Origin of the sequence: Dactylosporangium aurantiacum, from assembly GCF_000716715.1 — a bacterium.
Taxonomy (GTDB): domain Bacteria; phylum Actinomycetota; class Actinomycetes; order Mycobacteriales; family Micromonosporaceae; genus Dactylosporangium; species Dactylosporangium aurantiacum.
The window spans coordinates 22,117-44,822 of record NZ_JNYJ01000054.1; the positions used below are offsets into that span (position 1 = coordinate 22,117).

Here is a 22,706-nt window from a genome sequence, read left to right on the forward strand (position 1 = left end):
ACGTGCCGAGGGGCACCGACCGGGTCGCGGCCGATGCCCCTCGTCTTTCCTCACCCCATCCGATGCGGCCGCCCTATCAACCGCAGGTGAAGACCGCCGGGGCCGCGTTCGGGCCCCACTGCACCTTGCCGAGCAGCAGAATCGTCGTCGACTCGCCCGGCTTCAGCCGGGTCTGCCCCGGTTTCACCTGCACCGAGGCGCCGGCCTGCGTCGCGGTGCCGTTGACCGCGAGCTCGACCTTCTGCGTGCCGGTGTAGGCGAACCCGAGCGTCCAGTTCGACAGCGTCGTGCGGGACGTGTTGCGGACCGTCACCGACGCGATGTAGACGCCGCCGAGGTCCAGGACCTTGGTGTAGGACACGGTGCACGGCGACTTCGGCGCCGCGCCGCCCTCACCCTGGTCGGCCAGGAACGACGCCACGAACGACAGCGCCGAGTTCCAGTTGATGGTGATCTCGTTCGTCGACCATGACTCGATGTCGTCGATGTAGCAGAACTGCGGCTTGCAGCCCGCGAGGATCTTCGACGCGACCGGGTCCTGGATCGAGGAGTTCGGCCCACCGGCCAGCGAGCCCGCCGGCGGGCTGGGCAGCGCCGGGTTCAGCTGGTGGGCGTACATCCGGGAGTGCTGGTTGTGCGAGGCGCGCTCCCCGTAGCCGGTCACGTAGGACTGGTTGAGCGCGTTGCGGCCGAGGATGTAGTCCATGCCCGTCAGGACCCCGTCACGGAACGCGGTGTCGCCGCTGATGTCGTACGCGGTCGCGAGCACGGCCAGGTTGTTCACCACGAGGGCGTTGGAGCCCCAGTCGAACTTCCCATTGGCTGGGTTGTAGGCGATGTTGTACGCGTTGCCGCGCAGCGTCGCCAGGTAACCCTTGGCGCCGTCGACCACGGACTGCCGCACCCGCGCCCGGTCGGGCAGCGCGTTGGGCACGGTGGCCAGGTCGAGCCGGCCGGCCGCCGCGGTGAACTTCCAGTCGAGGCCCTCCGGGCGGAACACGTCGGCGGTGTGCCACGGCGAGGCGACGACCGCGTCCTGGTATGCCTTCTCGCCGGTGCTGATGAACAGCTCCGCCGCGGCCCAGTAGAACTCGTCGGTGACGTTGTCGTCGTCGTACGCGCCGCCGCCGGTGCCGTCGGTGACCAGCGCGTAGCGGGTCGGGTTGGCCACCGCCGCCGCGTAGGCCGTGCGGGCCGCGGCGAGCAGCTTCGCGGCGAACGCCTTGTCGTACGGCTGGAACAGCCGGGCACCCTGCGCGGCGGTCGCGGCGAGGTTCAGCGTCGCGGCCGTCGACGGCGCGTGCAGCTCCCGCGGCTGCGGGTCGGCGGCCGGGTCGAGCGGCAGGCCGGTCCAGGCCGCGTCGTGCACCTTGTGGTGGACCATGCCGGCGAGCGGCTTGCCGGCCGGCACCTGCATGCGCAGCATGAACTCCAGCTCCCAGCGGGCCTCGTCGAGGACGTCTGGCACCTGGTTGCCGTGCTCGGGGATGCGCAGCGACCCGTCGCCGAGCTTCTCCGCGCGGGCGCCGGCGGCGACCTTGGTCCGCTCGAAGGTGCTCAGCAGCTGGTACACGGAGATGCCGCCGTTGACGACGTACTTGCCGTGGTCGCCGGCGTCGTACCAGCCGCCCCGCACGTCGAGGCGGTAGTCGCACACGCCGGGCTGGCACGGCACGTCGGTGTCGCCCTGGTTGGGCGCGACGCCCAGGTGCCCGGCGGCGCGGCCGTAGCCGGGGGCGATGCTGTCGAGGATCTCGATGCCGCTGCGCTGCGTGTAGTACCACGACAGCGAGTCGGCGCGCAGCTTCTCGTAGGCGGCGTTGATCCCGATGTCGAAGGGCACGCTGGTCTCGCCGTCGGCGGTGAGCGTGTAGCCGGTGCCGGCGACCTTGTACGCGCTGAAGTCGGCCGTGTGGACGTTCTGCCCGGACGTGGCGTCGACGCCGGCGGGGCTGGTCGTGCCGCTGGCGACGACGGTGCCGGCGGCGTTGCGCAGCTGCCACGGCAGCGCGGCGGTCGCCTCGGTGACGACGGTCGCGGCCTTCGGGCCGTTGGTGAGGTAGCCGACCTGGTTGACCCGCACCCGCGGGCCGGTGTCCGGGACGTACACGGGCGGCGGTGCACCCCCTTGCAGCGAGATGTCGTCCAGGCACAGCGTCCAGGCGACCGGGCTGCCGCCGACCTGGAACGCGACCTGACCCGCGTCGGTGTCCGCGGCCGCGGTGAAGGTGTAGCTGAAGGACTGCGGCGCGGCGGTGAGCGCCGGCGCCGCCGAGAGCTCCTGGGTGTACGGCGGGGCGGCGAGCTGGACGTTGGCCCGCACCGTCACCGGCGTGGTGGCGCTGGCGGTGAACGACAGCTTGTAGGACTCGCCGGCCTGCAGCTTGACCGCGTTCTGGCCGATGATGGCGTCCCACGGGTTGGTGGTCCCGGCGGGGATCGCCGCGCACAGCCGGCCCTCCACGACGGACGCCGGCGCGTTGCCGGTCCACCACCACGGGTCGGTGCCGCTGTCGAAGGTCCCGTTGACGATCTGTTCGGCCGGTTCGGCGAAGGCGGCGGACGCGGTCATCGGCACGACCAGCACCGCCGCAACTAAGGCAAGCGAGAGTTTGCGCTTCACACAGACACCCCTTGTGGCGGAAGGGAATTGGGAGCGCTCCCACTGTGGCCCACGGCACAGGGAGTGTCAATACCTCCGTTCGCTGACTATCTCGCCCGGGGGCGGCGCGTTCACCGCTTCATCGTCGGGAACACGTACCAGACGACGATGAAGGACACGCCGAGGGCCACGCCGACGGCGATCGCCCACGACATGGCGACCACGACCTCGAACACCAGGAACACGGCGCCGACCACGGACAGCCACAGGAACACCAGGCCGACCATGGCGAGGTTGCTGCTGCCGTCGACGAGCTCCTTCTTGCGGCCGCGCCGGAACAGGATGCGGTGGTGGCTCACCGGGGCGATCAGGCACAGCGTCGCGAGAGCGGTCAGCAGCAGCGTCACGATGTACGTTGCACGCTGCACGTCGGTGATGTGCTCGAAGCGCTGGTTGAACGGGATGGTCAGCAGAAAGGCGAACAGGATCTGCACGCCGGTCTGCGCCACGCGCAGCTCCTGGAGCAATTCATTCCAGTTCCGGTCGAAACGCTCATCGGGGGTCTCGTCGCGATCGGCCATGCGGGTTCATTTACCCAGCGGGTCGGCGAAGCGAACTTGGCGATCGGCCCAAACCCGGCGCGTCGGGGCTGCGACCGATTGCATGCTGGGCTTATGGTCGCGAACGTGAGCGCACCCTTCGATGAGTTGACGTCCGGCCGGCGCGCATGGATCGCCCGGGCGGGACTGGCCGAGCTCGCGTCGGCCGTCGGGCGGCCCGGCCGGGTGGCCGTGTCCACCCGGCCCGACCTGCTGGCGCGCGTCGATCAGCACGCCGCCGCGATCCGCGAGTCGCTCGGCGGCACGCTGCTCGATCCGGTGGCCCTCGCCGGTTACGCGGCGGCGATCCGGGACGCCGCCAGGGACGCGGGCGAGACCCTCGACGACTGGTCCCGCCCGACCTGGGCGATGCTCCGCCTGCTGGCGGTCTGCTCGCTGATCCCCGCCTGACGCCGCCGCCGTTACTTCAGGAACCGCTTGTCGGCGTGCAACGGGTCGGCCAGCCGGATGGTGATGAACTCGTTGTCGTCGGCCTTGCCGGGGGTACGCCCGTTGGAGAACGGGAAGTTGTTGTCGTTGACCACGCCGAGCGTGCGGTCGTCGAGGATCACGACGTCCTCGATGGTCTGGAACGGGAACGTGAACGTGTCCGCCCCGCCGCCGAGGTGGCGGGGGTCGGCGATGTCCATCAGGTCCGCGACGAGCGTCTTGTCGAGCTTGCCGTCGCGGTTGCGGTCCCGCTTGTCGGCCAGGTAGATCCGCTTGAACTTCGCGGTGGCGCCCTGCCCGTTGTCGCGCTCGATGATCAGGAAGCGGTCGTCGTCGACGGCGATGGCGTCACCGATCGCGTTGGCCGGGTCCTCCAGCTGGTAGATCCAGCGCTTGCCGGTGTACGAGCGCGACGCGATGTCGAACTCGTTGAGCCGCAGCCCACCCGCGGCGTCGCCGGCGACGACCCCCTCCAGCAGCGCGTAGAGCCTCCGCCCGTCCGGCGACTGCGCCAGACCCTCGAAGCCCTTGCTGCTGTTGAGGTTGGGGTTGCCGGCCGGGTTCTCCGGCGCGCGGACCCCGTCCAGCGGGATCGGCGCCCCCAGCAGGCGGCCGGCCCGGTCGAAGTGCAGCAGGTACGGGCCGAACTCGTCGCCGATCCAGTACGTGCCGTCCTTGGCCCGCTGGATCGACTCGACGTCGAAGTCGGCGCCGGTCAGCACCCGGTCGGGGCGGGTCAGCGCGAACGGCACGTACCCGTTCGGGTCGGTGAGGTTGATACCGCCGACGACGTCCACGGTGCGGCTGCCGTAGTCGGGCGCGACCCGATGGACGCGCAGCACGAAGTCGGCGCTGTTGGCCTTGTTGCCGTACCCGTTGTCGGACAGCACCTCGAACGTGCCGTCGCCGTTGCGGACGATGCCGCTGAAGCCCTGGACCGGCTGGTCGGCGAACGGCGGGGTGATCCCGTTGGACGGCGTGCCGCCGAGCAGCGAGCCCGACGGGTCGCTGGCGGAGACGAACGTGGCCGCCGGCAGGACGGCGAAACCGGTCAGGGTGGCGCGGCCGTCGGACTTGGACGCGGCAACGGCGCTGGGGGCGGCGAGTGCCATCGTCAGCATGCCGATGCCCACGCCGACACCGGCTCGTCGGAGATTCCTCATGGCCCGCGACGCTAGGAGCCCAGGGTGAACCGCCTACGTTTTCCTGGTGATGGCCCCGAGAAGCGTGTGCAGCCGGCCGACGACGGCCGGGCCGTCGGTGATGCTGCCGCCGTCCTGGTAGTACACCAGCGACACCCGCACGACCAGTTCGCCGTTGGCGGTCTCGACGTGCGCCTCGCCGTCGCTGACCGACGAGAACGTCGTCGCGTCGATCGACTTGGCGTCCTTCGCCGCGTTCTTGTCGTAGGCGACCTGCTGCGCGGCGCCCATCGACGGGCGCACCAGCACCATGAACAGGTAGAAGTCGCCGGAGGCGCCGTCGACGGCGCACGCCTTGAGCGAGTCGGTGTCGCGGCGCTCCTTGGTGCCCGGCGCCTCGCCGAGGGCCGCCTTGAGCTGGTCGTCGGTGGCGAGGCCGCACACGTCGACGGCGTCGTAGAGGCCGCCGTTGCGTTTCGTCTCCGCCTGCTGCGCCTGGCCGGACGGGTCGTCACCGCAGCCGGCGAGCGCCAGCAGGACGCTCGCCGACAGCACGGCTGTACGTAGGGTCACACGGAGTTTCTACAGGGTTTTCAGACCCGACCGAAGTCCTGGGTCCAGTACGGGGTCCCGTCGGCCTTGTACGCGACGCCCACACCGACCGCGACGCTGCCGCAGTTGAGGATGTTGGCGCGGTGTCCGGCGCTGTTGATCCAGCCGTTGACGACCTCCTGGGGGGAGCGGTAGCCCCAGGCGATGTTCTCCGCGGACGCGCCGGTCGTGTACCCGGCGGCCACCTCACGCTGCACGAACGTGCTGCCGTTGGAGCCGGTGTGGCTGAAGAAGCCGTTCGTCACCATGTCCGTGCTGTGCGCCCGGGCGGCGGCGACCAGCCGGCTGTCGATGCGCAGCGCGCCGCAGCCGTTGGCGGTGCGGTAGTTGTTCGTCAGCGTCACGACCTCCGTCTCGAACGAGCTGCTCTCCACCGGCTTGGCGGCCGGGGCGGTCGGCGCGGTCGTCGGTGTGGTCGGCTTGGTGGTCGGCGTGGTGGCCGGCTTCTTGGCGGTCGTCTTCTTCTTTTTCTTTTTCTTCTTCTTCGACACCGCGGCGGCGACGTCGGCGCCCGCGACCGCGTCACCCGCGGCGCTGACGGCCTGGACGGCGGCGGGGGCGGCCGTCGCCGCGGTCGCGGTGATCGTGAAGCCGAGGGGCGCCGCGAGCAGCAGGGCGGCGAGGACAGTGGCACGGCGAGGGAACCGGGTCACGGTGTGGAACCTTCCGTCGGTGAGCTTTGACGCAGTTGGTATCGGGCCGCTCACACCCCTCATGAGCAGGTCAACTGCCCCGCAACGGTCGGCAACCGAGCGGCTACCCGTGCGGGTGGGTCCCTAGTGGACCGCGTCTCGAAGTTCCGTCAAAGGTTGGAGGGCGCCGCCCCCGGGCATCCATACCGTTGAGCTACACACCGATCGAAGGAGCAGCAATGTCCAGTCTGGTCAGGCCCCGGGACAACCGTTGGATCGCGGGCGTCTGCTCCGGCCTCGCCCGCCGGTTCGGCATGTCGCCCAACGTCATGCGGCTCATCTTCGTGCTCTCGTGCCTGCTGCCGGGCCCGCAGTTCGTGGCCTACATCGTGCTGTGGGTCCTGATGCCCGACGAGTCGCGGGCGCCCAGGTACAACTGAGTTCGGCAGGGGTGCGCTCCGGGTTCACCGGTCAACCGCCGGGCCGGCCGGTCGAACTCGGAGGCATGTTCAAGGACCTCGCCGAAGCCACCCGTCACACCGCCGCCCGCTCGACCCTCAACGGGTTGATGACCTGGCTCGGCGAGGCCGGCCTGGCGGCCGCCACCTCCTGCGCCGGCCTGCAGGCCGAGGTGGACCAGCACGCCGCCGCGGTCCGTGACGCCCTCGGCGACCCGGAGCGCGGCCCGAACGCGGTCGCCCTGGCCAGCTACGCCACCGGCGTCCGCGACACCCTCATCGAGGCCCAGTGGCAGCTGCCACCCACCTCGGAGCTCGACTGGTCGAAGGCCGAGTGGCCGACGCTGCGGCTGATCGCCATCTGCGCGCTCGCCCGCGCGGGCGGCCACGTCTGACCCCTCGCCCACCCACCGACGACCGACGGCGCTGCGTCACCCTGCCGCCGCCCCCGCCGCGACGGGGACCACCGCCGGTTCGCTGCGACAGGACCGCCACCGGCCCTGCCGCGACAGGGACCGCCGCCGGCCCCGACGCGACAGGACCGCCGCCGGTTCGCTGCGACAGGACCGCCGCCGGCCCCGCCGCGACAGGGACCAGCCCGGGCAGCGACCAGGGCGGCACGTGACCGGCAGCTGGGCTTCACGCTGCCACGGCCCGCCGCGACAGGGACCAGCCGGACAACGACCAGGCCGGCACCCAAGCCGACGGCGACCGGCCGGGTGGAGGTCTGCCGGACTCCGAACAGGCCACCACCCACTCGGTGGACACCACGCCGCGACGAGACGATCCCGGCGGCGCCGGACACCGCAACGCGCCCGTCCCCGGCAACACCGGACACGGCGACGCGGCCAACGTCCGCGGCACCGCGACGCGAGCGCCTCCGGCGGCGCTGGACACCGCGACGCGACCGTCCCCCGCGGCGCTTCCTAGCGCAGCGCGGCCGTCCCCCGCGACACCACATGCCGCGGTGCGGCCGTCCCCGCGGCACCGGACACCGCGACGCGCGCGTCCCCCGCGGCGCTTCCTAGCGCAGCGCGGCCGTCCCCCGCGACACCACATGCCGCGGTGCGGCCGTCCCGCGGCACCGGACACCGCGACGCGAGCATCCCGGCGGCGCCGGACCTGCGGTGCCGCCGGCTCGCGGCCTGGTCCGGTCGCGGCGCCGGCGGTCAGCGCCGGTCGGAGCCCGGGGCCGCGGCCGGAGCCGGGCGGCCGAGGAAGGCCGCCGCGACGGCGCCCGCCACGCAGACCGCGGCCGTGATCAGGAAGATCTCGCGGTACTCGGTGCGCAGGGCGGACTGCAGGGCGTCCGCATATGCCGCCAGCAGGCGCCTCTGCTCGTCGGCCGGCTTGCCGAAGACCAGCGGGAAGTCCAGCTTCGCGGTCAGCTCGTGGAACCGGTGCAGCCCCCACGCGGTCAGGGCGGCGACCCCGACGAGCATGCCCATCGTGCGGGCCACGACCACGGCGGAGGAGGCCACGCCGTGCTGGGGCGGCGGGGTGGCGCGCAGCGCCGCCGCGGACAGCGGGGCGATGACCAGGCCGAGACCGAGGCCGGCGAGGGCCAGGTCGGTGTCGAGCCGGGGCAGGACGCCCGCGTAGCGGGCGGCGAGCACGTCGGCGGGCCAGGCGGCGATGAGCAGGTAGGCCACCGCCGCGAGCAGCAGGCCGCCGACGCTGACGACCCGCTCGCTCAGCCGGCGCGAGCGCAGCAGCAGGCCGCCGAGCACCGCGCCGACCGGCAGGGCGACCAGGAAGCGGGTCAGCACCAGGGTGGCCTCGGCGCCGGACCGGCCGAGCAGGGTCTGGGCGACCAGCTCGACGTCGACCAGGGTCACCATGAGCGCGACCCCGGCGCACCAGCTCGCGGCGAGCGCGGCGACGAACGGGCCCTTCGCCGCGCCGGTCAGGTCCAGCAGGCGGATCTTCGCCCGGCGCTCCCACAGCGCGAACAGCACCGCCACGACGGCGGCGGCGGCGAGGACCGGCCAGCCCCAGCCGGGCAGGACGGACCGCTCCGGGTCGGGGTTGTAGAGCGCGACGACGACGGCGCCGAGGACGGCGGCGAGCAGCAGCCCGCCGACGACGTCGGTCCTGCGGGGTGCGGCGGCCGTGGGCGGGCCGCCGGGCACCGCGCGCCAGACGAGGACGATCGCCACGGCGACGAGCGGCAGGTTGACCCAGAAGATGCCGCGCCAGGTGCCGAGCAGGGCGGCGACGGCGACCCCGTACAGGGGACCGAGGACGCTGCCGAGCTCCTGCGCCGCGCCGACATTGCCCAGCACCAGGTGCCGGCCGCGGTCCGGCCACAGGTCGCTGACCAGGGCGACGGTGACCGGCAGCAGCGCGCCGCCGGCGATGCCCTGCAGGGTGCGGCCGGCGGTGAGCAGCCAGAGCGAGTCGCCGGAGGCGGCGGTCAGCGCGGAGCCGACGCCGAAGCCGAGCAGGCTCGCGACGAGCAGCGCGCGGCGGCCGTAACGGTCCGACAGGGAGCCGAGCAGCGGCATGCCGGCGACGTAGCCGAGCAGGAACCCGGTCACGACCGGCGTGACCCGCTCCAGCCTGGTGTCGGCGATGTGCAGCGAGTCCATGATGTCGGTCAGGACCCCGACGACGACGTAGGCGTCCAGCGCGGCGAGCAGCACCGCGAGGCCGCCGACGCCGATGGCGAGCCGCCGCCGGGGCGGTGCGCCTCCGGCCGCCGGCGACACGGTCGTGGGCTGCGTCGACGTCATCGCACTACTTCGGCGCGGTGATGCTGACCGGGGCGTCGAACTCCTTGAACGTCACGGTGACCGTGCCGCCCTTGGCCTCGCCGACGGCGGGCAGCGTCCAGGCGGCCTTCAGCAGCTTCTTGCCGTCCTTGGCGATCCAGAACTTGCCGGGCACCGAGCCGGTCACCCCGGGCACGACGTTGACCAGCGTCTCGGAGGAGGAGTTGGCGGCGACGCGATAGGTCTCCTGGCCGTCGACGGCCTCGGTGGCCTCGGTCTTGCCGCCGGAGGCGGTGCCGAGGACCTTGGCGATGCCGCGGTCCGGGTCGAGGATCGCCGACGGGTCGTAGACCGAGGCGGCGAGGGCGAGCGGCAGCTGCTGGTAGTCGCCCGTCGGGCCCTTGAGCCACATGGTCTGCCCCACGATGGTGAACGCCAGCTCCACCGTCGCGCCCATCTGCTCGACCTGGGCGGTGCCCTGCGCGTTGCCCTCCTTGGTCAGCACGCCCTCGGCGCGCTTGAGGGCGACCCCGGCGATGGTGCCGTCGGCGGTGATGAGGAACTTCGCCGACTTGATGCCGCCCATCGCGGTGGCGGACTCCTTGAGCAGCCCGTCAGCGGCCGGCAGGTTGGGGTCCGCCTTGCCGGCATCGTCCTCTTTGGACTTGCTGGTGCAGCCGGTCAGGGCGACGAGCAGTGCGGTGGCGGCCGTGGCGCCGGCCAGCAGGGCGCGGGTGCGGAACATACCGGCACTCTAGTGCGAGCGACGAGCGAGCGGGCACGCCGTGACCGTGAGCGACGGCGATGTCACCGGCCGGCGAGCAGCTCCGCGACCGCCCGGCCCGAGGCGGCCGTCGCGCCGAACGTCGCGATGTGCAGGTCGCCGCGCGGTGCGGCGGGCACGCCCATCTCGACCACGATCGCGTCCGGCCGCACCGCGAGGGAGGCCCGCAGCGCGTCGGTGATCCAGGCGTACCGGTGCGGGTCGCGCACCACCAGCACCAGCGGCCGGCCGAGGGACGACTCCAGCGCGTCGGACAGCCCTTCCCCGGACGACAGCCGGATGCCGAGCGTGTCGGGCACCAGCTCGGCGAGCGGCGCGATGAGGCCCCACGGCGTCTCGGGCGCGATCGCGAAGTTCAGCTCCGGCTGGAACTCGATCACGTACGCCGGCCCGGTGAGCGGGAACGTGGCGTCCGGCGCCGTGATGCGCAGTGCCCGGCGGGCCGCGGACAGCCCCAGCGCGGCGGCCTTCGGATCCACCGGTACATGGGAAGCGGCGGCGGACCAGGCGGCGAGCCGGGCGACCCGGGCGGCCGCGTCGGCGAGCCGCGACTCGGGCAGCTCGCCGGAGCGCACGGCGGCCACGACGGCGTCGCGCAGCAGGTTGGCGGTGTCCTCGTCGGCGTGGTCGCCACCGACGCAGATCGCGTCGGCGCCGGCGGCCAGGGCCAGGACGGTGGCGTGGGCGAGGCCGAAGCGGTCGGAGATCGCCCGCATCTCGATGCCGTCGGTGACGATGAGGCCCTGGAAGCCGAGCTCGTCGCGCAGCAGCTCGGTCATGATCCGCCGGCTCAGGGTGGCCGGCAGCTCCGGGTCCAGCGCGGGCACGCGCAGGTGGGCGCTCATGACGGCGCGCACGCCCGCGTCGATGGCGGCCCGGAAGGGCACCAGCTCGGTGGCGTCGAGCTCGGCCCGCCCGGCCTTGATGATCGGTACGTCCAGGTGCGAGTCGACGCTGGTGTTGCCGTGCCCGGGGAAGTGCTTGGCGCACGCGGCGACCCCGGCCTCCTGCAGGCCGGTGATCCACGCCGCGGTGTGCCGGGCCACGCGCTCGGGCTCGGCGCCGAACGCGCGCGAGCCGATGACCGGGTTGTTGGGGTCGGAGTTGACGTCGGCGTCGGGCGCGTAGTCGAACGTGATGCCGACCGAGGCGAGGTCGCGGCCGATGTGGCAGGCGACCTCACGGGTCAGGGCGACGTCGTCGATGGCGCCGAGAGCCAGGCTGCCGGGCCACGGGCTGCCGTTGTGCGCGTCGATGCGGGTGACGTCGCCGGCCTCCTCGTCGATGGCGACGATGACGTCGGGACGCTCGGCGCGCAGCGCGGCGGTCAGCTCGGCGACCTGGTCACGGTCGACGACGTTGCGGGCGAAGAGCACGACGCCGCCGAGCCCTTCGGCGAGGCGGCGACGGACCCACGGCGGGGGCTCCTTGCCCACGAATCCCGGCTGGAGCACGGCATTCGCCATGCTCACCAGGTCGTCCCCCGTGCTCGCATCCATGCGTCAACCACCCTTCGCGCTTGGCGAGAATGGTCACATCACAGCTCAGTAATAGTCAAGAAACCTTCCAGTAGTTAACGGTGCCGTCATCGATGAGGGCGGATGGTCCAGACGACCGTCATCTCGGTGGTGACGGCCCCGTCGGCCCGTGTGACCTCGATCGATACCGGGAACTCGGGGCGCTCGCCGGCGGTCAGCTCGGCCAGGACATCGGCCACCGGACGGCCGAGCCGCGCGACGGCCCGGACCGGTCCGGTGGCGAGTTTGCGGTACGCGATCTCCGCCCGCACCGCGAGCGGGGTGCCCAGGGCGAGGTGCTCACCGAACGCCGCCATCACCACGGCGCCGGAGGCGGTCTCGCCGAGCGCGAAGATGGCGCCCGCGTGCGGTCCGGCGACGTGGTTGTGCAGCCGCTCCTCGTCGGGGAGCGTGGCGGTGGCGCTGATGTCGTCGCCGTCCACACGCACGTCGGCGATCGTGATGCCGACGGTGCGCGCGAACGGTACTGCGGCGGTCAGATTCTCGGCCAGGGCCTTGGCGTCAACGGTCATGCGCCGATGTTACCGACGAGTAGCAAGTCGTAGAAGAGGTCGCCGATCGGGTGGATGATGTTGACCTGGAAGTTGCCCTCGATGGGCCGGAACACCTGGAACTTCTCGTGCGGCTCGCCGACGAACGGGCGCGGCGTCCACGCCAGCTGGCGCGAGGGGGCCGGCCCGGCCGACACCGACGCGGCCGGGACAGCCGCACTGCCCGCGTCCGCCTCCTGCTGCTCGCGCTTGGCCGGCGCGGCGGCCGCCGTGCGGGCGTCCAGCGCGTGCATGCCACTGGTGAGGAACTTCAGCCCCACGAACGCGGTGACCATGACGGGGCGAGCGCCTGCCGCACCAGGTTGCACAGGTACAGCGTCGGCAGGCAGCTCGCCGGCGTCATCAGGAAACGGCAGGGGCGGCTTCAGCGCCGACAACCCCGCCTGGGCGAAGCTGTGCGCCGCGCCGTAACAGGCGAGGGCCAGCACCGCTGGAGGGCCGGATCGCCGCAGGCTAGAGCAGCCGCGTCACTCAGCGCCACCCCACGTCGATGCGTTGTCCCCTTTCGTCGAAGAAGTGCAGCGCTTCCATGCGCACAGCGACGGTCAACGGGTGACCATGCGTAACCGCCGGGTACGGGGCCAGCCGCACCGCCAGCTCCGCCGGACGCCGGTGGTGCCGGCCCGGGTCGCTCAGCACGCTGTCGCGCTGGGGCGCGCGGCGGCCGCCGCCCCGGCCGTTGCCGGCGCCGACCAGCTCCAGGTCGTCGACGCCGCCACCGCTGCGGCCGGTGAGCTTGCTGACGAACCGGCGCAGCCCGCCGCCGTTGATCGGGATGTCGGTCGGCGGCGCGCCGATCTCGTCGACGATCACGGCGGTCGCGCCGATGTCGAGGAACGCGAGCGACTCGTGGCCGTGGTGCTCCAGGTACCGGATGCGGCCGCGCAGCACGTCACCGCCGGTGGTGTCCGGCACGGGGGTGAGCGCCTCGGCCCGCACGCCGATGACGATGCGCTCGCCGTGGAAGTGCGCGACCTGGCGGGAGCGCAGGTCGTTCCACGGCAGGTGCAGCACCTGGTCGCCCATGTGCAGCGCGATGTGCCGGTCGAGGTGCACGTAGACCTCGGCCTCGAGCAGGTTCATCCGGGGGCTGCCGAGGAACGCGGCGACGTAGAGCGTCGCGGGCCGCCCGTACACCTGCGTGGGGGTGCCGACGTCCTGCAGGACGCCCTTGCGCAGGATCGCGACCCGGTCTGCCATGGTCAGCGCCTCGGCCTGGTCGTGCGTCACGTAGATGGTGGTGACGCCGAGCTCACGGACCAGGCCGGAGATCTCGGCGCGCAGCTCCGCCCGCAGGCCGCTGTCCAGGTTGGACAGCGGCTCGTCCATGAGGAAGAGCTTCGGCCGGCGCACGATGGCGCGACCCATCGCGACCCGCTGGCGCTGGCCACCGGACAGCTGCCCGGGCTTGCGGGCCAGCACGTCACCGATGCCCAGCGCGCTGGCCACCTCGGCGACCTGCTCGGCCCTCGGCTCCGGCTCCACACCGGACAGCCGCAGTGGGAAGCCGATGTTCTCCCCCACGGTCATGTGCGGGTACAGCGCGAAGTCCTGGAAGACCATCGCCACGCCGCGCTCCCGTGGCGGGAGGTCGTTGGCCAGGTCGCCGTCGAGCATGATCGCGCCCGAGGTGGGGTCCTCGAGCCCCGCGACCATGCGTAGCAGGGTCGACTTCCCGCAGCCGCTGGGACCGAGGAGCACCATGAACTCGCCCTGTCCCACATCGAGGTTCACTCGGTCGACGGCAACCGTGCCGTCGGCGAAAACCTTCATCACATCTTTGAGTGCGACGGTAGCCACCGTCACCTCCGCCCCAGGTCAGCAGTGCAGTTCGCGGATAACTCAGTTACCCCGAGTCAAGTACTGTGACGAGGGGCACGCAAGTTGGTCCATCGGGTAAATGACCAGTGTTCAGCGTGTTACTGCACAACTACTGGTAGGGAAGTTTGCAGTGCACGCCGCCGCTATGACGCGGGGAAGTTTACGGTCACCGACGTGTACCCGAGTGCCCCGAGGAACTGCTGCAGCATCTTGCGGGTGTTCTCCTCCGCCCGCTTGCTCAGGCCGGCCTCCTTGGCCGCCGTGCCGATCTTCTCCTCGGCGAGCTTGTAGACCTCCTGGAGCCGGTTCGGGTCGGACTTGAACGCGTCCGCCAGCCGGTTGAACAGGCCGCGGTCCTCCTGGTAGACGTAGCTGCGGTCGTTGTTGATCCGCACCGGGCGCAGCTGGGGCGCCGGCAGGGTGATCTCGACCGTGCGCCGGTCGTCGGACTCCTTCACCGCGCCCTGGCCGATCCCGGCGAAGTCCACGTAGACCTCCACCGACCCGGCGGCCACGAACAGGATCCGCTCGTTGACCAGGAAGTCCGGGATGTACTTGCGGTCCTTCTGCACGTCGACGATGACCTCGAAGTTGCCCTCGGCCGCGACGTACTGGCTCAGGTCCTGCACGGACTTGAGCAGAGCGGGGCCGCTGCGGTCGGTCTGCTCCTTCGCGAACGGGTTCTTCAGGTCGGGGAACAGCCCGATCGTCTTGGCGCCCAGCACCAGCGCGACGATCAGCCCGATCGTGGCGACGAGCCAGAACAGGCCGCGCATCGCGCCGCCGCCGGCCTTCACGATCACCGGCGCGTCCCGCTCGGGGCGCTCGCGCGGGTCGATCCGGTCACCGATCTTCGGCGACCAGCCCGTGCCGGAGGTCGGCGCGGGGTCAGCGGGCCCGGACGTGATCTCGGGGTATTCGGCGGTGTTCGGGTCGGGTCCGCGCCGTTGGGTCGGCACGTCGTCCGAGTCTTCGGGGGTCGCGGTGTCGTCGTTGCGGGCCATGCTGACTCCTCCGGGAGGATCTTCTGCCTATCACGGTAGAGGGGTCCGCAAAGGGCCGCGAATCGATCTCAGCCGAACGCGGCGAGGCCGGTCAGCTTCTGCCCGATGACCAGCTGATGGATCTCCGAGGTGCCCTCGTACGTCAGCACCGTCTCCAGGTTCGCGGCGTGCCGCATCACCGGGTACTCGGCGCTGATGCCGTTGGCGCCGAGGATGGTGCGGCACTGCCGGGCGATGGCCAGGGCCTCCCGGACGTTGTTGAGCTTGCCGACGCTGACCTGCTCCGGCCGCAGCACCCCGGCGTCGGCCCGCCGGCCGAGGTGCACCGCCAGCAGGTACCCCTTCTGCAGCTCGACGGCGGCGTCGGCGAACTTCGCCTGGGTCAGCTGGAACCCGGCGATCGGCCGGCCGAACTGCTCCCGGGCGCCCGCGTAGTCCAGCGCGGTGTGCAGGCTGTCGCGGGCGGCGCCGAGCGCGCCCCACACGATGCCGTACCGCGCCTCGGTGAGGCACGACAGCGGCGCCTTCAGCCCTCTCGCCGCCGGCAGCAGCGCGTCGGCCGGCAGCCGGACCCCGTCCAGGACGATCTCGCCGGTGCACGACGCACGCAGCGACAGCTTGTGCTTGACCTCGCGGGCGGTCACGCCGGGCGTGTCCATCGGCACGACGAACCCGTTGACGCCCGCCTCGGTGCGCGCCCAGACGACGGCCACGTCGGCGACCGGCGCGTTGGTGATCCACATCTTGGTGCCGTCGAGGATCCAGTCGTCGCCGTCGCGGCGGGCCCGGGTGGTCATGGAACCGGGGTCGGAGCCGTGGTCGGGCTCGGTCAGGCCGAAGCAGCCGATGAGGTCGCCGGCGGCCATGCCGGGCAGCCAGCGGTCCTTGTGCTCGTCGGAGCCGTACTTCCAGATGGCGAACATCGCCAGGGAGCCCTGGACGCTGACCAGGCTGCGCACGCCGGAGTCACCGGCCTCCAGCTCCAGGCACGCCAGCCCGTACGCGACGGCACTGGCACCGGCGCACCCGTGCCCGGGCAGGTGCATGCCGAGCAGCCCGACGGAGGCGAACTCCTTGGCCAGGTCGCGGACCGGCACCTGGCCCCGCTCATACCACTGCGCCACGTTGGGCCGCACGTGGTCGTCGACGATGCGGCGCACCACGGCGCGGATCGCCAGCTCCTCTTCGGAGTGCAGCGCGTCGACGTCAAGCAGGTCCAGCGGCCGGGTCGTCACAACTAACACTGTAAGTCAGTGTCCGCGCGAGGTGCGCCCGGCGCCGCGGATGAACCAGGGAATACCCGAACCCGCCCGTCGCCGGCACGCGCCACTGCGGCGCGCCCGGCCGAGCAGCGAACCGGCCGGCAACGGTTCAGCTAGCGGCAATCCGGCCAGCAGCGAACCGGCCGCCAGCGGTCCAGCTAGCGGCAATCCGGCCAGCAGCGAACCGGCCGGCGGGCAGAACGCCCACCGGCCGGATCCTTCGTCACGCCTGCAGCACCCTCGCGTGGATCGACGTGCGCTGCTGCAGCGCCGCGCGCAGGGCGCGGTGCAGCCCGTCCTCCAGATACAACCCGTTCTCCCACTGGACGACGTGCGGGAACAGGTCGCCGTAGAACGTGGAGTCCTCGGCGAGCAGCTTGTCCAGCGCCAGCTCCCGCTTGGTGGTGATGAGCTGGTCGAGCCGCACCGGGCGCGGCGGGATCTCGGACCACTGTTTCAGCGTCAGCCCATGTTCCGGATAAGGCCGACCGTCGCGGACCGCCTTGAAGATCATGAACGTTTCACCCCCCTGACGCTGCCAGGGTACCGACCCGGTGCGACAGAACCGACGCCGAGCGTTGTCACAAATCGGCGCTGGCGCCCCAGTGTCCTCGGTGGGTGACGGTCTGCGACTCCCGGCGGCCGCGTTTGAGCGACGGTGACTTCGCGTCCGGGGCCCGGTAGCCGATCGTGATGGCGCCGATCGGCGTGTACTGCGCCGGGACGCCGAACGCCTCCCGGTACGCCGCGTCGGACGCCGGCGGGATGCCGAAGAAGCACGCGCCGAGCCCTTCGTCGACCGCGCCGAGCAGCACCAGCAGGCTGGCCATCCCGGTGTCGATGTGCCAGTAAGGCACCGGCCAGCGGGCCTCGTCGCGGTCGGTCCAGCCCTTGTCGGGCTCGGCGTACCGGTCCAGGTACGCGTCGCGGTGGCTGTGCGGCACGACGATCACCGGTGCCCGGCTCATGCCCTCCAGCCAGGAGGTCAGGCCCGACTCCGGGGGCGTCGTCGCCGCCCAGAACTTCGCCCGCTCCTCCTCGGTGGTCAGGACCAGGAACTCCCAGCCTTGCGAGAACCCGGCCGAGGGGGCGTGCACCGCATACCCCAGCAGCTTGTCCACGAGCGCCGGGTCGACCGGACGCGACGCGTCGTAGTTGCGCACCATCCGCCGCCGGCGGATCGCCTCAGACAGTTCCACGGATCCCCCATACCCCGTGCCAGGACGCTCCCGGCTCCAGGGTCACCACATCACGGCCGGACCGGAACGCGTCCGGCGGGCACGTCATCGGCTCGATGGCGAGCGCCTTGCGCAGCCGATCGGCAGGCAGCGTGTCGGAGGAGTACACCTGCCACCAGCCGAACGACGAGTCTGCCCAGACCGTGACGCCGCGGCCGTCGGGAGCGGTGATCGTCACCTTCGAGCCGCCGTCGGCCTCGGACTCCACCTCGCCGAACGCCGTGTCGAGGATCGTGGCGCCGAGCCGGCGGCCCTCCACGAAGTCGAACTCGCTGCCGGCGACCCGGGCCGCGCCGATCGGCAGCAACCGCGCGTCGACCAGCAGGCGGCTGCGGGCCGGCACCTTCAGCGTCAGCTCGTCCACCGGCACGCCCGGCACCAGCACGTACGGGTGCGTCGCCAGCCCGAACGGGGCCGGCTCGGCGCCGACGTTGGTGGCCTCGTGCTCGGCGCGCAGCCCGTCCTCGCCGACGGACCAGGTGGTGCGCAGGCGCAGCGGCCAGGGGTACCCGGGCTGCGGCACCAGGTCGTGCTCCAGGGTCACGCTGTCGGGCGCGGCGTCGACGAGCCGCCAGCGGGCCCAGTTGACCAGGCCGTGGATCGCGTTGTGCCGCTCGGGCTCGGTGAGGGGCAGCTGCAGGTGGTCGCCGCCGAACGCGAACTGCCCGTCGCGGATGCGGTTGGGCCACGGGGCGAGGACCTGCCCGGCGGAGCCGACCGCACGCTCGTGCTCGGCGTAGCCGGCGATCACGTCCGCCCCGTCGACGGTGTAACTGCGCACCCCACCGCCGACCTCGACGATGACGGCCTCATGGCCGCCCGACGTGATCGTCCACTGTGTACCGGAAGGGGCGTGCGAAAGCTGCGCGGCGGCGGCGGTGTCCATGGCCGCGACAATATCGTCAGTCCGACCGGTCGGTGTACCGAAGGAGGACGGGAAATGTCAGGCCGAGCAGGACGGCCACCACGGCGGCGGCGATCCCGCCGCTGACCCAGGAGAAGGTCGCGCTGGTCGCGTCGGCCACGGACCCGGCGCGAAGGTCACCCAGACGTGGACCTCCGGCCACCACGGCGAAGAACACACCCTGCAGCCGGCCCCGCATCTCGTCGGGCGCGCTGAGCAGCACCGTCTGGCGGTACACGCCGCTGATCATGTCGGCCGCCCCGGCCACGGCCATGAAAGCTACACACGCCCACAACCACGGCACCGCGCCCGCGGCCGCGACGGCGAGGCCCCAGCCGACGACGGCGAGGACGAGCGCGACACCCTGCCGGTGGACCCGCCCGATCCACCCCGAGGTGAGCCCGGCGAGGGTCGAGCCGATGGCGATCGACGCGTACAGCCAGCCCAGCGACGCCGGGCCGTAGCGCTGGTCGGCGACCACCGGGAACAGCGCCTTCGGCATCGCCAGGACCATCGCGGCGATGTCGATGGCGAAGGTCAGCAGGATCAGCTTCGAGCCGGCGAGGAACCGCAGGCCGTCGCGGATGTCGCCGAGCCCGCCGGTCGCCTTGGCCACCCCCGCCGGCGGCAGCGGCGGCAGGCGCAGCGCCGCCCACAGCACGATCGTGAAGAGCACCGCGTCGATGGCGTACGCGACGGAGAACTCGGCCGAGGCGATGACCAGGCCGGCGCCGACCGGCCCGAAGATCGAGGAGACGCTGGAGGCGGTGAAGCTCAGCGTGTTGGCCGCGGCGACCTCGCCCTCGCCGATCAGCGCGGGGATGATCGCCTGCCGGACCGGGCTGTTGACGCTGAACGCCGCCGACTGCGCCGCGATCAGGGCGAGCATCAGGTACGGGTTGCCGACGTGCAGCACCGCCTGCGCGAGCAGCGCGAGCGTGGTCAGCCACATCAGCGTCGAGCTGGTGAGCAGCACCTTGCGCCGGTCGAACGCGTCGGCGATCGCGCCACCCCAGATCGAGAACACGATGAGCGGCACGAGGCCGACGAAGCTGGCCACGCCGACCCACAGCGCCGACCTGGTGATGTCGTACACCTGCACCGGCACGGCGACCGCGGTGAACTGCACGCCGAAGAACGAGACCGCGTTGCCGACGAAGAGCCGCCGGTAGGCCACATGCCGCAGCGGCCGGACGTCGATCACATGCTTGCGCAGCTGCTCCTGCAAGCTCAAGGCGCGAGTCTTTCCACGGTGCCGCCGGTGTACCGCAGCCGGTCGTGCAACCTGCTCTCCCGCCCCTGCCAGAACTCGACCTCGTCGGGGCTGACCCGGTAGCCGCCCCAGTGCGGCGGCGCGGTCAGGGGACCCGGGCGGGCCTCGATCTCGGCGACCCGTGCCCGCAGCTCGTCGCGGGAGCCGATGACCCGGGACTGCGGGCTGGCCCACGCGCCGACCTGCGCGCCGTGCGGCCGGACGGCGAAGTACTCCTCGGTCTCCTCGCGGGAGACCTTTTCCACAGTGCCGTTGACGATCACCTGGCGGTGCAGCGGATACCAGGGGAACACCAGCGACGCCCGCGGGTTCGCCGCGAGGTCCTGGCCCTTGCGCGACTCGTAGTTGGTGAAGAACGTGAATCCGCGCTGGTCGTACCCCTTGAGCAGCACCGTGCGCGCGCTCGGCCGGCCGGTGCCGTCGGCGGTCGCCAGCAGCATCGCGTTGGGTTCGGGCAGGCCCGCCTCGACGGCGTCGGCGAACCAGGTGGCGAACTGTTCCAGCCAGGTCCCGGCGAGCCCCTGCTCGCTCAGCTCCCCGGTGTACTCGTTGCGCATCCGCGACAAATCTTGCGGCGATGTGCTGGGTCTCACGCTCACATCCTTCCTCCGGCGATCACAGATGCGTGAAGATGTGTCACGTAGGACACATTTGAGCCCCCGTTCAGTCGGTACCGGCACCCCAGCGGGGCGAAGATGTCAAAGGGAACACCGGCGGGTAACAAACCTAGTCAGACACCCCCGAAACAGCAGGAGTGCGAGATGTCCGATTTCAAGCCGGGACTCGAGGGTGTCATCGCCTTCGAATCCGAGATCGCGGAGCCCGACAAGGAAGGCGGCGCGCTGCGCTATCGCGGCGTCGACATCGAGGATCTCATCGGCCAGGTCTCGTTCGGCAACGTTTGGGCGTTGCTGGTCGACGGCAAGTTCGGTCCGGGCCTGCCGCCCGCCGAGCCGTTCCCGGTGCCGGTGCACTCCGGCGACATCCGGGTGGACGTGCAGTCCGCCGTAGCCATGCTGGCCCCCTACTGGGGCCTCGGCCAGCTGCTGGACATCGAGACCACGCAGGCCCGCGAGGACCTCGCCCGGGTCAGCGTCACCGCCCTGTCGTTCGTCGCGCAGGCCGCCCGCGGTCTGGGCCTGCCGGCCGTGCCGCAGAAGGAGATCGACAAGGCCGACACGATCGTGGAGCGGTTCATGCGCCGCTGGCGCGGTGAGCCCGACCCGCGGCACGTCAAGGCCGTCGACGCGTACTTCATCTCCGCCGCCGAGCACGGCATGAACGCCTCCACGTTCACCGCCCGGGTCGTCGCCTCCACCGGCGCGGACGCCGCGGCCTGCATCTCCTCCGGCATCGGCGCGCTGTCCGGCCCGCTGCACGGCGGCGCGCCCTCCCGCGTGCTGGGCATGATCGAGGCCGTGGAGCGAAGCGGCGACGCCGAGGGCTACGTCAAGAGCGTCCTGGACCGCGGCGAGCGCCTCATGGGCTTCGGCCACCGCGTCTACCGCGCCGAGGACCCCCGCGCCCGCGTGCTGCGCCGCACCGCCAAGGAGCTCGGCGCGCCGCGCTTCGAGATCGCCGAGGCGCTGGAGAAGGCCGCCCTCGCCGAGCTGCACGCCCGCCGCCCCGACCGGGTCCTGGCCACCAACGTCGAGTTCTGGTCCGCCGTCGTGCTCGACTTCGCCGAGGTCCCGGCGCACATGTTCACGTCGATGTTCACCTGCGCCCGGGTCGCCGGGTGGAGCGCGCACATCCTCGAGCAGAAGGAGCTGGGCCGCCTGGTCCGGCCGTCCGCCAAGTACGTCGGTCCCGCCCCCCGCAAGCCGCAGGACGTCGAGGGCTGGTCCGCCCTGATGTGACGCTCATCGCCCTGGATGAGTAATCGCCCCGGATGACGGCGGCGGAAGTGGCAGGATTCGCGGGGTACCCGCACCTGCCCGCCCGCCGCCGCATCCCGGAGTACCCATGGTCGACATCCGCATTCCCGATGAGCTGAAGCCCGCCGACGGCCGCTTCGGCTCAGGCCCGAGCAAGGTCCGGCCCGAGGCCGTGCAGGCCCTCGCCGGTGTCGCGACCTCCTACCTCGGCACCAGCCACCGGCAGAAGACCGTCCGCGACGAGGTCGCCCGGCTGCGGCGCGGCTTCGCCGAGCTGTTCAGCCTCCCCGACGGCTACGAGGTCGTCCTGGGCAACGGCGGCAGCACCGCGTTCTGGGAGATCGCGGTCTTCGGCCTGATCCGCGAACGCGCGCAGTTCGCCAGCTTCGGCGAGTTCGGCGCGAAGTTCGGCAGCGCCGCGAAGAAGGCGCCGTTCATCGGCGAGCCCACGATCGTCAAGGCCGACCCCGGCACCGCCGCGTTCCTGCGCGCCGAGGCCGGCGTCGACACGTACTGCTCACCGCAGAACGAGACCTCGACCGGCGTCTCGGTGCCGGTCCGGCGGGTCGACGGCGCCGACGAGGGCGCGCTGGTGCTGACCGACGCCACCTCCGGCGCCGGCGGCCTCGACGTCGACGTGTCGCAGACCGACGTCTACTACTTCGCCCCGCAGAAGTGCTTCGGCTCCGACGGCGGCCTGTGGATCGCGATCATGTCGCCGGCCGCGATCGCCCGCGCCGCGGAGATCAAGGAGTCCGGCCGGTACATCCCCGACTTCTTCGACCTGCAGACGGCGATCGACAACTCGCGCCTCGAGCAGACCTACAACACCCCGGCGCTGTCGACGATCTTCCTCACCGCCGAGCAGGTCGACTGGATGCTCGCCGGCGGCGGGCTGTCCTTCGCCACCAAGCGCAGCGCCGAGTCCGCGTCCATCCTGTACGGCTGGGCCGAGCGCTCGCCGGTCGCGACACCCTTCGTGACCGACACCACGGTGCGCTCCAACGTCGTCGGCACCATCGACTTCGCCGACTCCGTGGACGCCACCGCCCTGGCCAGGGTGCTGCGCGCCAACGGGATCGTGGACACCGACCCGTACCGCAAGCTCGGCCGCAACCAGCTGCGCATCGCGATGTTCCCGACCGTCGACCCCGCCGACATCGAGGCGTTGACGGCCTGCATCGACTACGTCATCGAGCGTCTCTGATCCGTGCCACCGGTCGCCCGTCACCTGTTTGCTCAGGT

Annotated in this window: 23 protein-coding genes; 5 read left to right on the plus strand and 18 right to left on the minus strand. The window is 71.8% G+C overall.

The features are described 5' to 3' along the window. Positions 1 to 76: 76 nt before the first annotated feature. Together OP18_RS42070 and OP18_RS42075 are read right to left on the minus strand one after the other, a co-directional pair. Positions 77 to 2,572, minus strand: coding sequence for a glycoside hydrolase family 9 protein (locus tag OP18_RS42070; protein ID WP_052388181.1), 2,496 nt, complete (start codon positions 2,570 to 2,572; stop codon positions 77 to 79). Positions 2,573 to 2,733: 161 nt separating this feature from the next. Continuing rightward, the gene (locus OP18_RS42075; RefSeq protein WP_033364890.1) at positions 2,734 to 3,183 is read right to left on the minus strand and encodes a DUF6328 family protein; all 450 of its coding nucleotides are present in this window, start codon (positions 3,181 to 3,183) and stop codon (positions 2,734 to 2,736) included. 105 nt (positions 3,184 to 3,288) lie between these two features. Here OP18_RS42075 and OP18_RS42080 point away from each other — a divergent pair, with 105 nt between their 5' ends. Further along, positions 3,289 to 3,612, plus strand: coding sequence for a DUF6401 family natural product biosynthesis protein (locus OP18_RS42080; RefSeq protein WP_245635714.1), 324 nt, complete (start codon positions 3,289 to 3,291; stop codon positions 3,610 to 3,612). An 11-nt stretch (positions 3,613 to 3,623) separates the two neighbouring features. Here OP18_RS42080 and OP18_RS42085 read toward each other — a convergent pair whose 3' ends face one another. Genes OP18_RS42085 through OP18_RS56120 form a run of 3 tightly spaced genes read right to left on the minus strand, consistent with a single transcriptional unit; the run spans position 3,624 to position 6,058 of the window. Further along, on the minus strand, positions 3,624 to 4,814 hold the full coding sequence (locus OP18_RS42085) for an esterase-like activity of phytase family protein (RefSeq protein WP_033364891.1): 1,191 nt from the start codon (positions 4,812 to 4,814) through the stop codon (positions 3,624 to 3,626). Between the two features lie 33 nt (positions 4,815 to 4,847). Continuing rightward, positions 4,848 to 5,366 (minus strand): hypothetical protein, encoded by a 519-nt coding sequence (locus tag OP18_RS42090; protein WP_156090162.1) that lies wholly within the window; start codon positions 5,364 to 5,366, stop codon positions 4,848 to 4,850. 20 nt (positions 5,367 to 5,386) lie between these two features. Then, on the minus strand, positions 5,387 to 6,058 hold the full coding sequence (locus OP18_RS56120; protein ID WP_245635715.1) for a CAP domain-containing protein: 672 nt from the start codon (positions 6,056 to 6,058) through the stop codon (positions 5,387 to 5,389). Positions 6,059 to 6,276: 218 nt separating this feature from the next. Here OP18_RS56120 and OP18_RS42100 point away from each other — a divergent pair, with 218 nt between their 5' ends. After that, complete coding sequence (locus tag OP18_RS42100) at positions 6,277 to 6,477, plus strand: PspC domain-containing protein (protein ID WP_033364893.1); 201 nt, start codon at positions 6,277 to 6,279, stop codon at positions 6,475 to 6,477. Between the two features lie 65 nt (positions 6,478 to 6,542). Then, positions 6,543 to 6,890, plus strand: a complete 348-nt coding sequence (locus OP18_RS42105) for a DUF6401 family natural product biosynthesis protein (protein ID WP_052388182.1) — start codon at positions 6,543 to 6,545, stop codon at positions 6,888 to 6,890. 774 nt (positions 6,891 to 7,664) lie between these two features. Here OP18_RS42105 and OP18_RS42110 read toward each other — a convergent pair. From OP18_RS42110 to pdxH, 13 genes are all read right to left on the minus strand, one after another. Continuing rightward, the gene (locus OP18_RS42110; RefSeq protein WP_052388160.1) at positions 7,665 to 9,230 is read right to left on the minus strand and encodes an MFS transporter; all 1,566 of its coding nucleotides are present in this window, start codon (positions 9,228 to 9,230) and stop codon (positions 7,665 to 7,667) included. Between the two features lie 4 nt (positions 9,231 to 9,234). Then, the gene (locus tag OP18_RS42115) at positions 9,235 to 9,954 is read right to left on the minus strand and encodes an LppX_LprAFG lipoprotein (RefSeq protein WP_052388161.1); all 720 of its coding nucleotides are present in this window, start codon (positions 9,952 to 9,954) and stop codon (positions 9,235 to 9,237) included. Positions 9,955 to 10,016: 62 nt separating this feature from the next. Then, positions 10,017 to 11,492 carry a glycoside hydrolase family 3 protein gene (locus OP18_RS42120; RefSeq protein WP_033364894.1) on the minus strand — a complete coding sequence of 492 codons (1,476 nt, stop codon included), beginning with the start codon at positions 11,490 to 11,492 and terminating at the stop codon, positions 10,017 to 10,019. A gap of 86 nt (positions 11,493 to 11,578) precedes the next feature. Next, on the minus strand, positions 11,579 to 12,043 hold the full coding sequence (locus OP18_RS42125) for a DUF4442 domain-containing protein (RefSeq protein WP_033364895.1): 465 nt from the start codon (positions 12,041 to 12,043) through the stop codon (positions 11,579 to 11,581). Then, the gene (locus OP18_RS42130) at positions 12,040 to 12,510 is read right to left on the minus strand and encodes a hypothetical protein (RefSeq protein WP_156090163.1); all 471 of its coding nucleotides are present in this window, start codon (positions 12,508 to 12,510) and stop codon (positions 12,040 to 12,042) included. Before OP18_RS42130 ends, OP18_RS42125 begins: the two co-directional genes overlap by 4 nt. Positions 12,511 to 12,553: 43 nt before the next feature. Continuing rightward, entirely contained in the window at positions 12,554 to 13,882 is a 1,329-nt protein-coding gene (locus OP18_RS42135; RefSeq protein WP_033365028.1) for an ABC transporter ATP-binding protein, read from the minus strand. A gap of 164 nt (positions 13,883 to 14,046) precedes the next feature. Then, the gene (locus OP18_RS42140) at positions 14,047 to 14,907 is read right to left on the minus strand and encodes a DUF4230 domain-containing protein (protein ID WP_081971578.1); all 861 of its coding nucleotides are present in this window, start codon (positions 14,905 to 14,907) and stop codon (positions 14,047 to 14,049) included. A gap of 68 nt (positions 14,908 to 14,975) precedes the next feature. Further along, a complete protein-coding gene (locus OP18_RS42145; RefSeq protein ID WP_033364897.1) occupies positions 14,976 to 16,142 on the minus strand; it encodes an acyl-CoA dehydrogenase family protein in 1,167 nt (388 codons plus the stop codon). A gap of 250 nt (positions 16,143 to 16,392) precedes the next feature. Further along, positions 16,393 to 16,683, minus strand: coding sequence for a type II toxin-antitoxin system VapB family antitoxin (locus OP18_RS42150; protein WP_033364898.1), 291 nt, complete (start codon positions 16,681 to 16,683; stop codon positions 16,393 to 16,395). 67 nt (positions 16,684 to 16,750) lie between these two features. Next, the gene (locus OP18_RS42155) at positions 16,751 to 17,368 is read right to left on the minus strand and encodes a nitroreductase family protein (protein ID WP_033364899.1); all 618 of its coding nucleotides are present in this window, start codon (positions 17,366 to 17,368) and stop codon (positions 16,751 to 16,753) included. Then, positions 17,355 to 18,293, minus strand: coding sequence for an aldose 1-epimerase family protein (locus OP18_RS42160; RefSeq protein WP_033364900.1), 939 nt, complete (start codon positions 18,291 to 18,293; stop codon positions 17,355 to 17,357). The genes OP18_RS42155 and OP18_RS42160 overlap by 14 nt, the downstream gene beginning before the upstream one ends. Positions 18,294 to 18,309: 16 nt before the next feature. Next, positions 18,310 to 19,545, minus strand: a complete 1,236-nt coding sequence (locus tag OP18_RS42165) for an MFS transporter (RefSeq protein ID WP_033364901.1) — start codon at positions 19,543 to 19,545, stop codon at positions 18,310 to 18,312. Beyond that, positions 19,542 to 20,141, minus strand: coding sequence for a pyridoxamine 5'-phosphate oxidase (gene pdxH / locus OP18_RS42170; RefSeq protein ID WP_033365030.1), 600 nt, complete (start codon positions 20,139 to 20,141; stop codon positions 19,542 to 19,544). Before pdxH ends, OP18_RS42165 begins: the two co-directional genes overlap by 4 nt. Before the next feature lie 204 nt (positions 20,142 to 20,345). On the opposite strand from pdxH, the gene OP18_RS42175 reads away from it, so the two are divergent. Both OP18_RS42175 and serC read left to right on the plus strand, forming a co-directional pair. After that, positions 20,346 to 21,443, plus strand: coding sequence for a citrate synthase 2 (locus OP18_RS42175; RefSeq protein WP_033364902.1), 1,098 nt, complete (start codon positions 20,346 to 20,348; stop codon positions 21,441 to 21,443). A gap of 106 nt (positions 21,444 to 21,549) precedes the next feature. Further along, the gene (gene serC / locus OP18_RS42180) at positions 21,550 to 22,668 is read left to right on the plus strand and encodes a phosphoserine transaminase (RefSeq protein ID WP_033364903.1); all 1,119 of its coding nucleotides are present in this window, start codon (positions 21,550 to 21,552) and stop codon (positions 22,666 to 22,668) included. Positions 22,669 to 22,706: the final 38 nt, after the last annotated feature.

Bases quoted from the DNA above. Each gene is read 5' to 3' on its own strand.
- OP18_RS42125 (WP_033364895.1), bottom strand. From the start codon at position 12,043: ATGACCGTTGACGCCAAGGCCCTGGCCGAGAATCTGACCGCCGCAGTA.
- OP18_RS42140 (WP_081971578.1), bottom strand. From the start codon at position 14,907: ATGGCCCGCAACGACGACACCGCGACCCCCGAAGACTCGGACGACGTG.
- OP18_RS42150 (WP_033364898.1), bottom strand. From the start codon at position 16,683: ATGATCTTCAAGGCGGTCCGCGACGGTCGGCCTTATCCGGAACATGGG.
- OP18_RS42070 (WP_052388181.1), bottom strand. From the start codon at position 2,572: ATGACCGCGTCCGCCGCCTTCGCCGAACCGGCCGAACAGATCGTCAAC.
- OP18_RS42160 (WP_033364900.1), bottom strand. From the start codon at position 18,293: ATGGACACCGCCGCCGCCGCGCAGCTTTCGCACGCCCCTTCCGGTACA.
- OP18_RS42175 (WP_033364902.1), top strand. From the start codon at position 20,346: ATGTCCGATTTCAAGCCGGGACTCGAGGGTGTCATCGCCTTCGAATCC.
- OP18_RS42115 (WP_052388161.1), bottom strand. From the start codon at position 9,954: ATGTTCCGCACCCGCGCCCTGCTGGCCGGCGCCACGGCCGCCACCGCA.
- OP18_RS42110 (WP_052388160.1), bottom strand. From the start codon at position 9,230: ATGACGTCGACGCAGCCCACGACCGTGTCGCCGGCGGCCGGAGGCGCA.
- OP18_RS42100 (WP_033364893.1), top strand. From the start codon at position 6,277: ATGTCCAGTCTGGTCAGGCCCCGGGACAACCGTTGGATCGCGGGCGTC.
- OP18_RS42075 (WP_033364890.1), bottom strand. From the start codon at position 3,183: ATGGCCGATCGCGACGAGACCCCCGATGAGCGTTTCGACCGGAACTGG.
- pdxH (WP_033365030.1), bottom strand. From the start codon at position 20,141: ATGCGCAACGAGTACACCGGGGAGCTGAGCGAGCAGGGGCTCGCCGGG.
- serC (WP_033364903.1), top strand. From the start codon at position 21,550: ATGGTCGACATCCGCATTCCCGATGAGCTGAAGCCCGCCGACGGCCGC.
- OP18_RS42120 (WP_033364894.1), bottom strand. From the start codon at position 11,492: ATGGATGCGAGCACGGGGGACGACCTGGTGAGCATGGCGAATGCCGTG.
- OP18_RS42105 (WP_052388182.1), top strand. From the start codon at position 6,543: ATGTTCAAGGACCTCGCCGAAGCCACCCGTCACACCGCCGCCCGCTCG.
- OP18_RS42085 (WP_033364891.1), bottom strand. From the start codon at position 4,814: ATGAGGAATCTCCGACGAGCCGGTGTCGGCGTGGGCATCGGCATGCTG.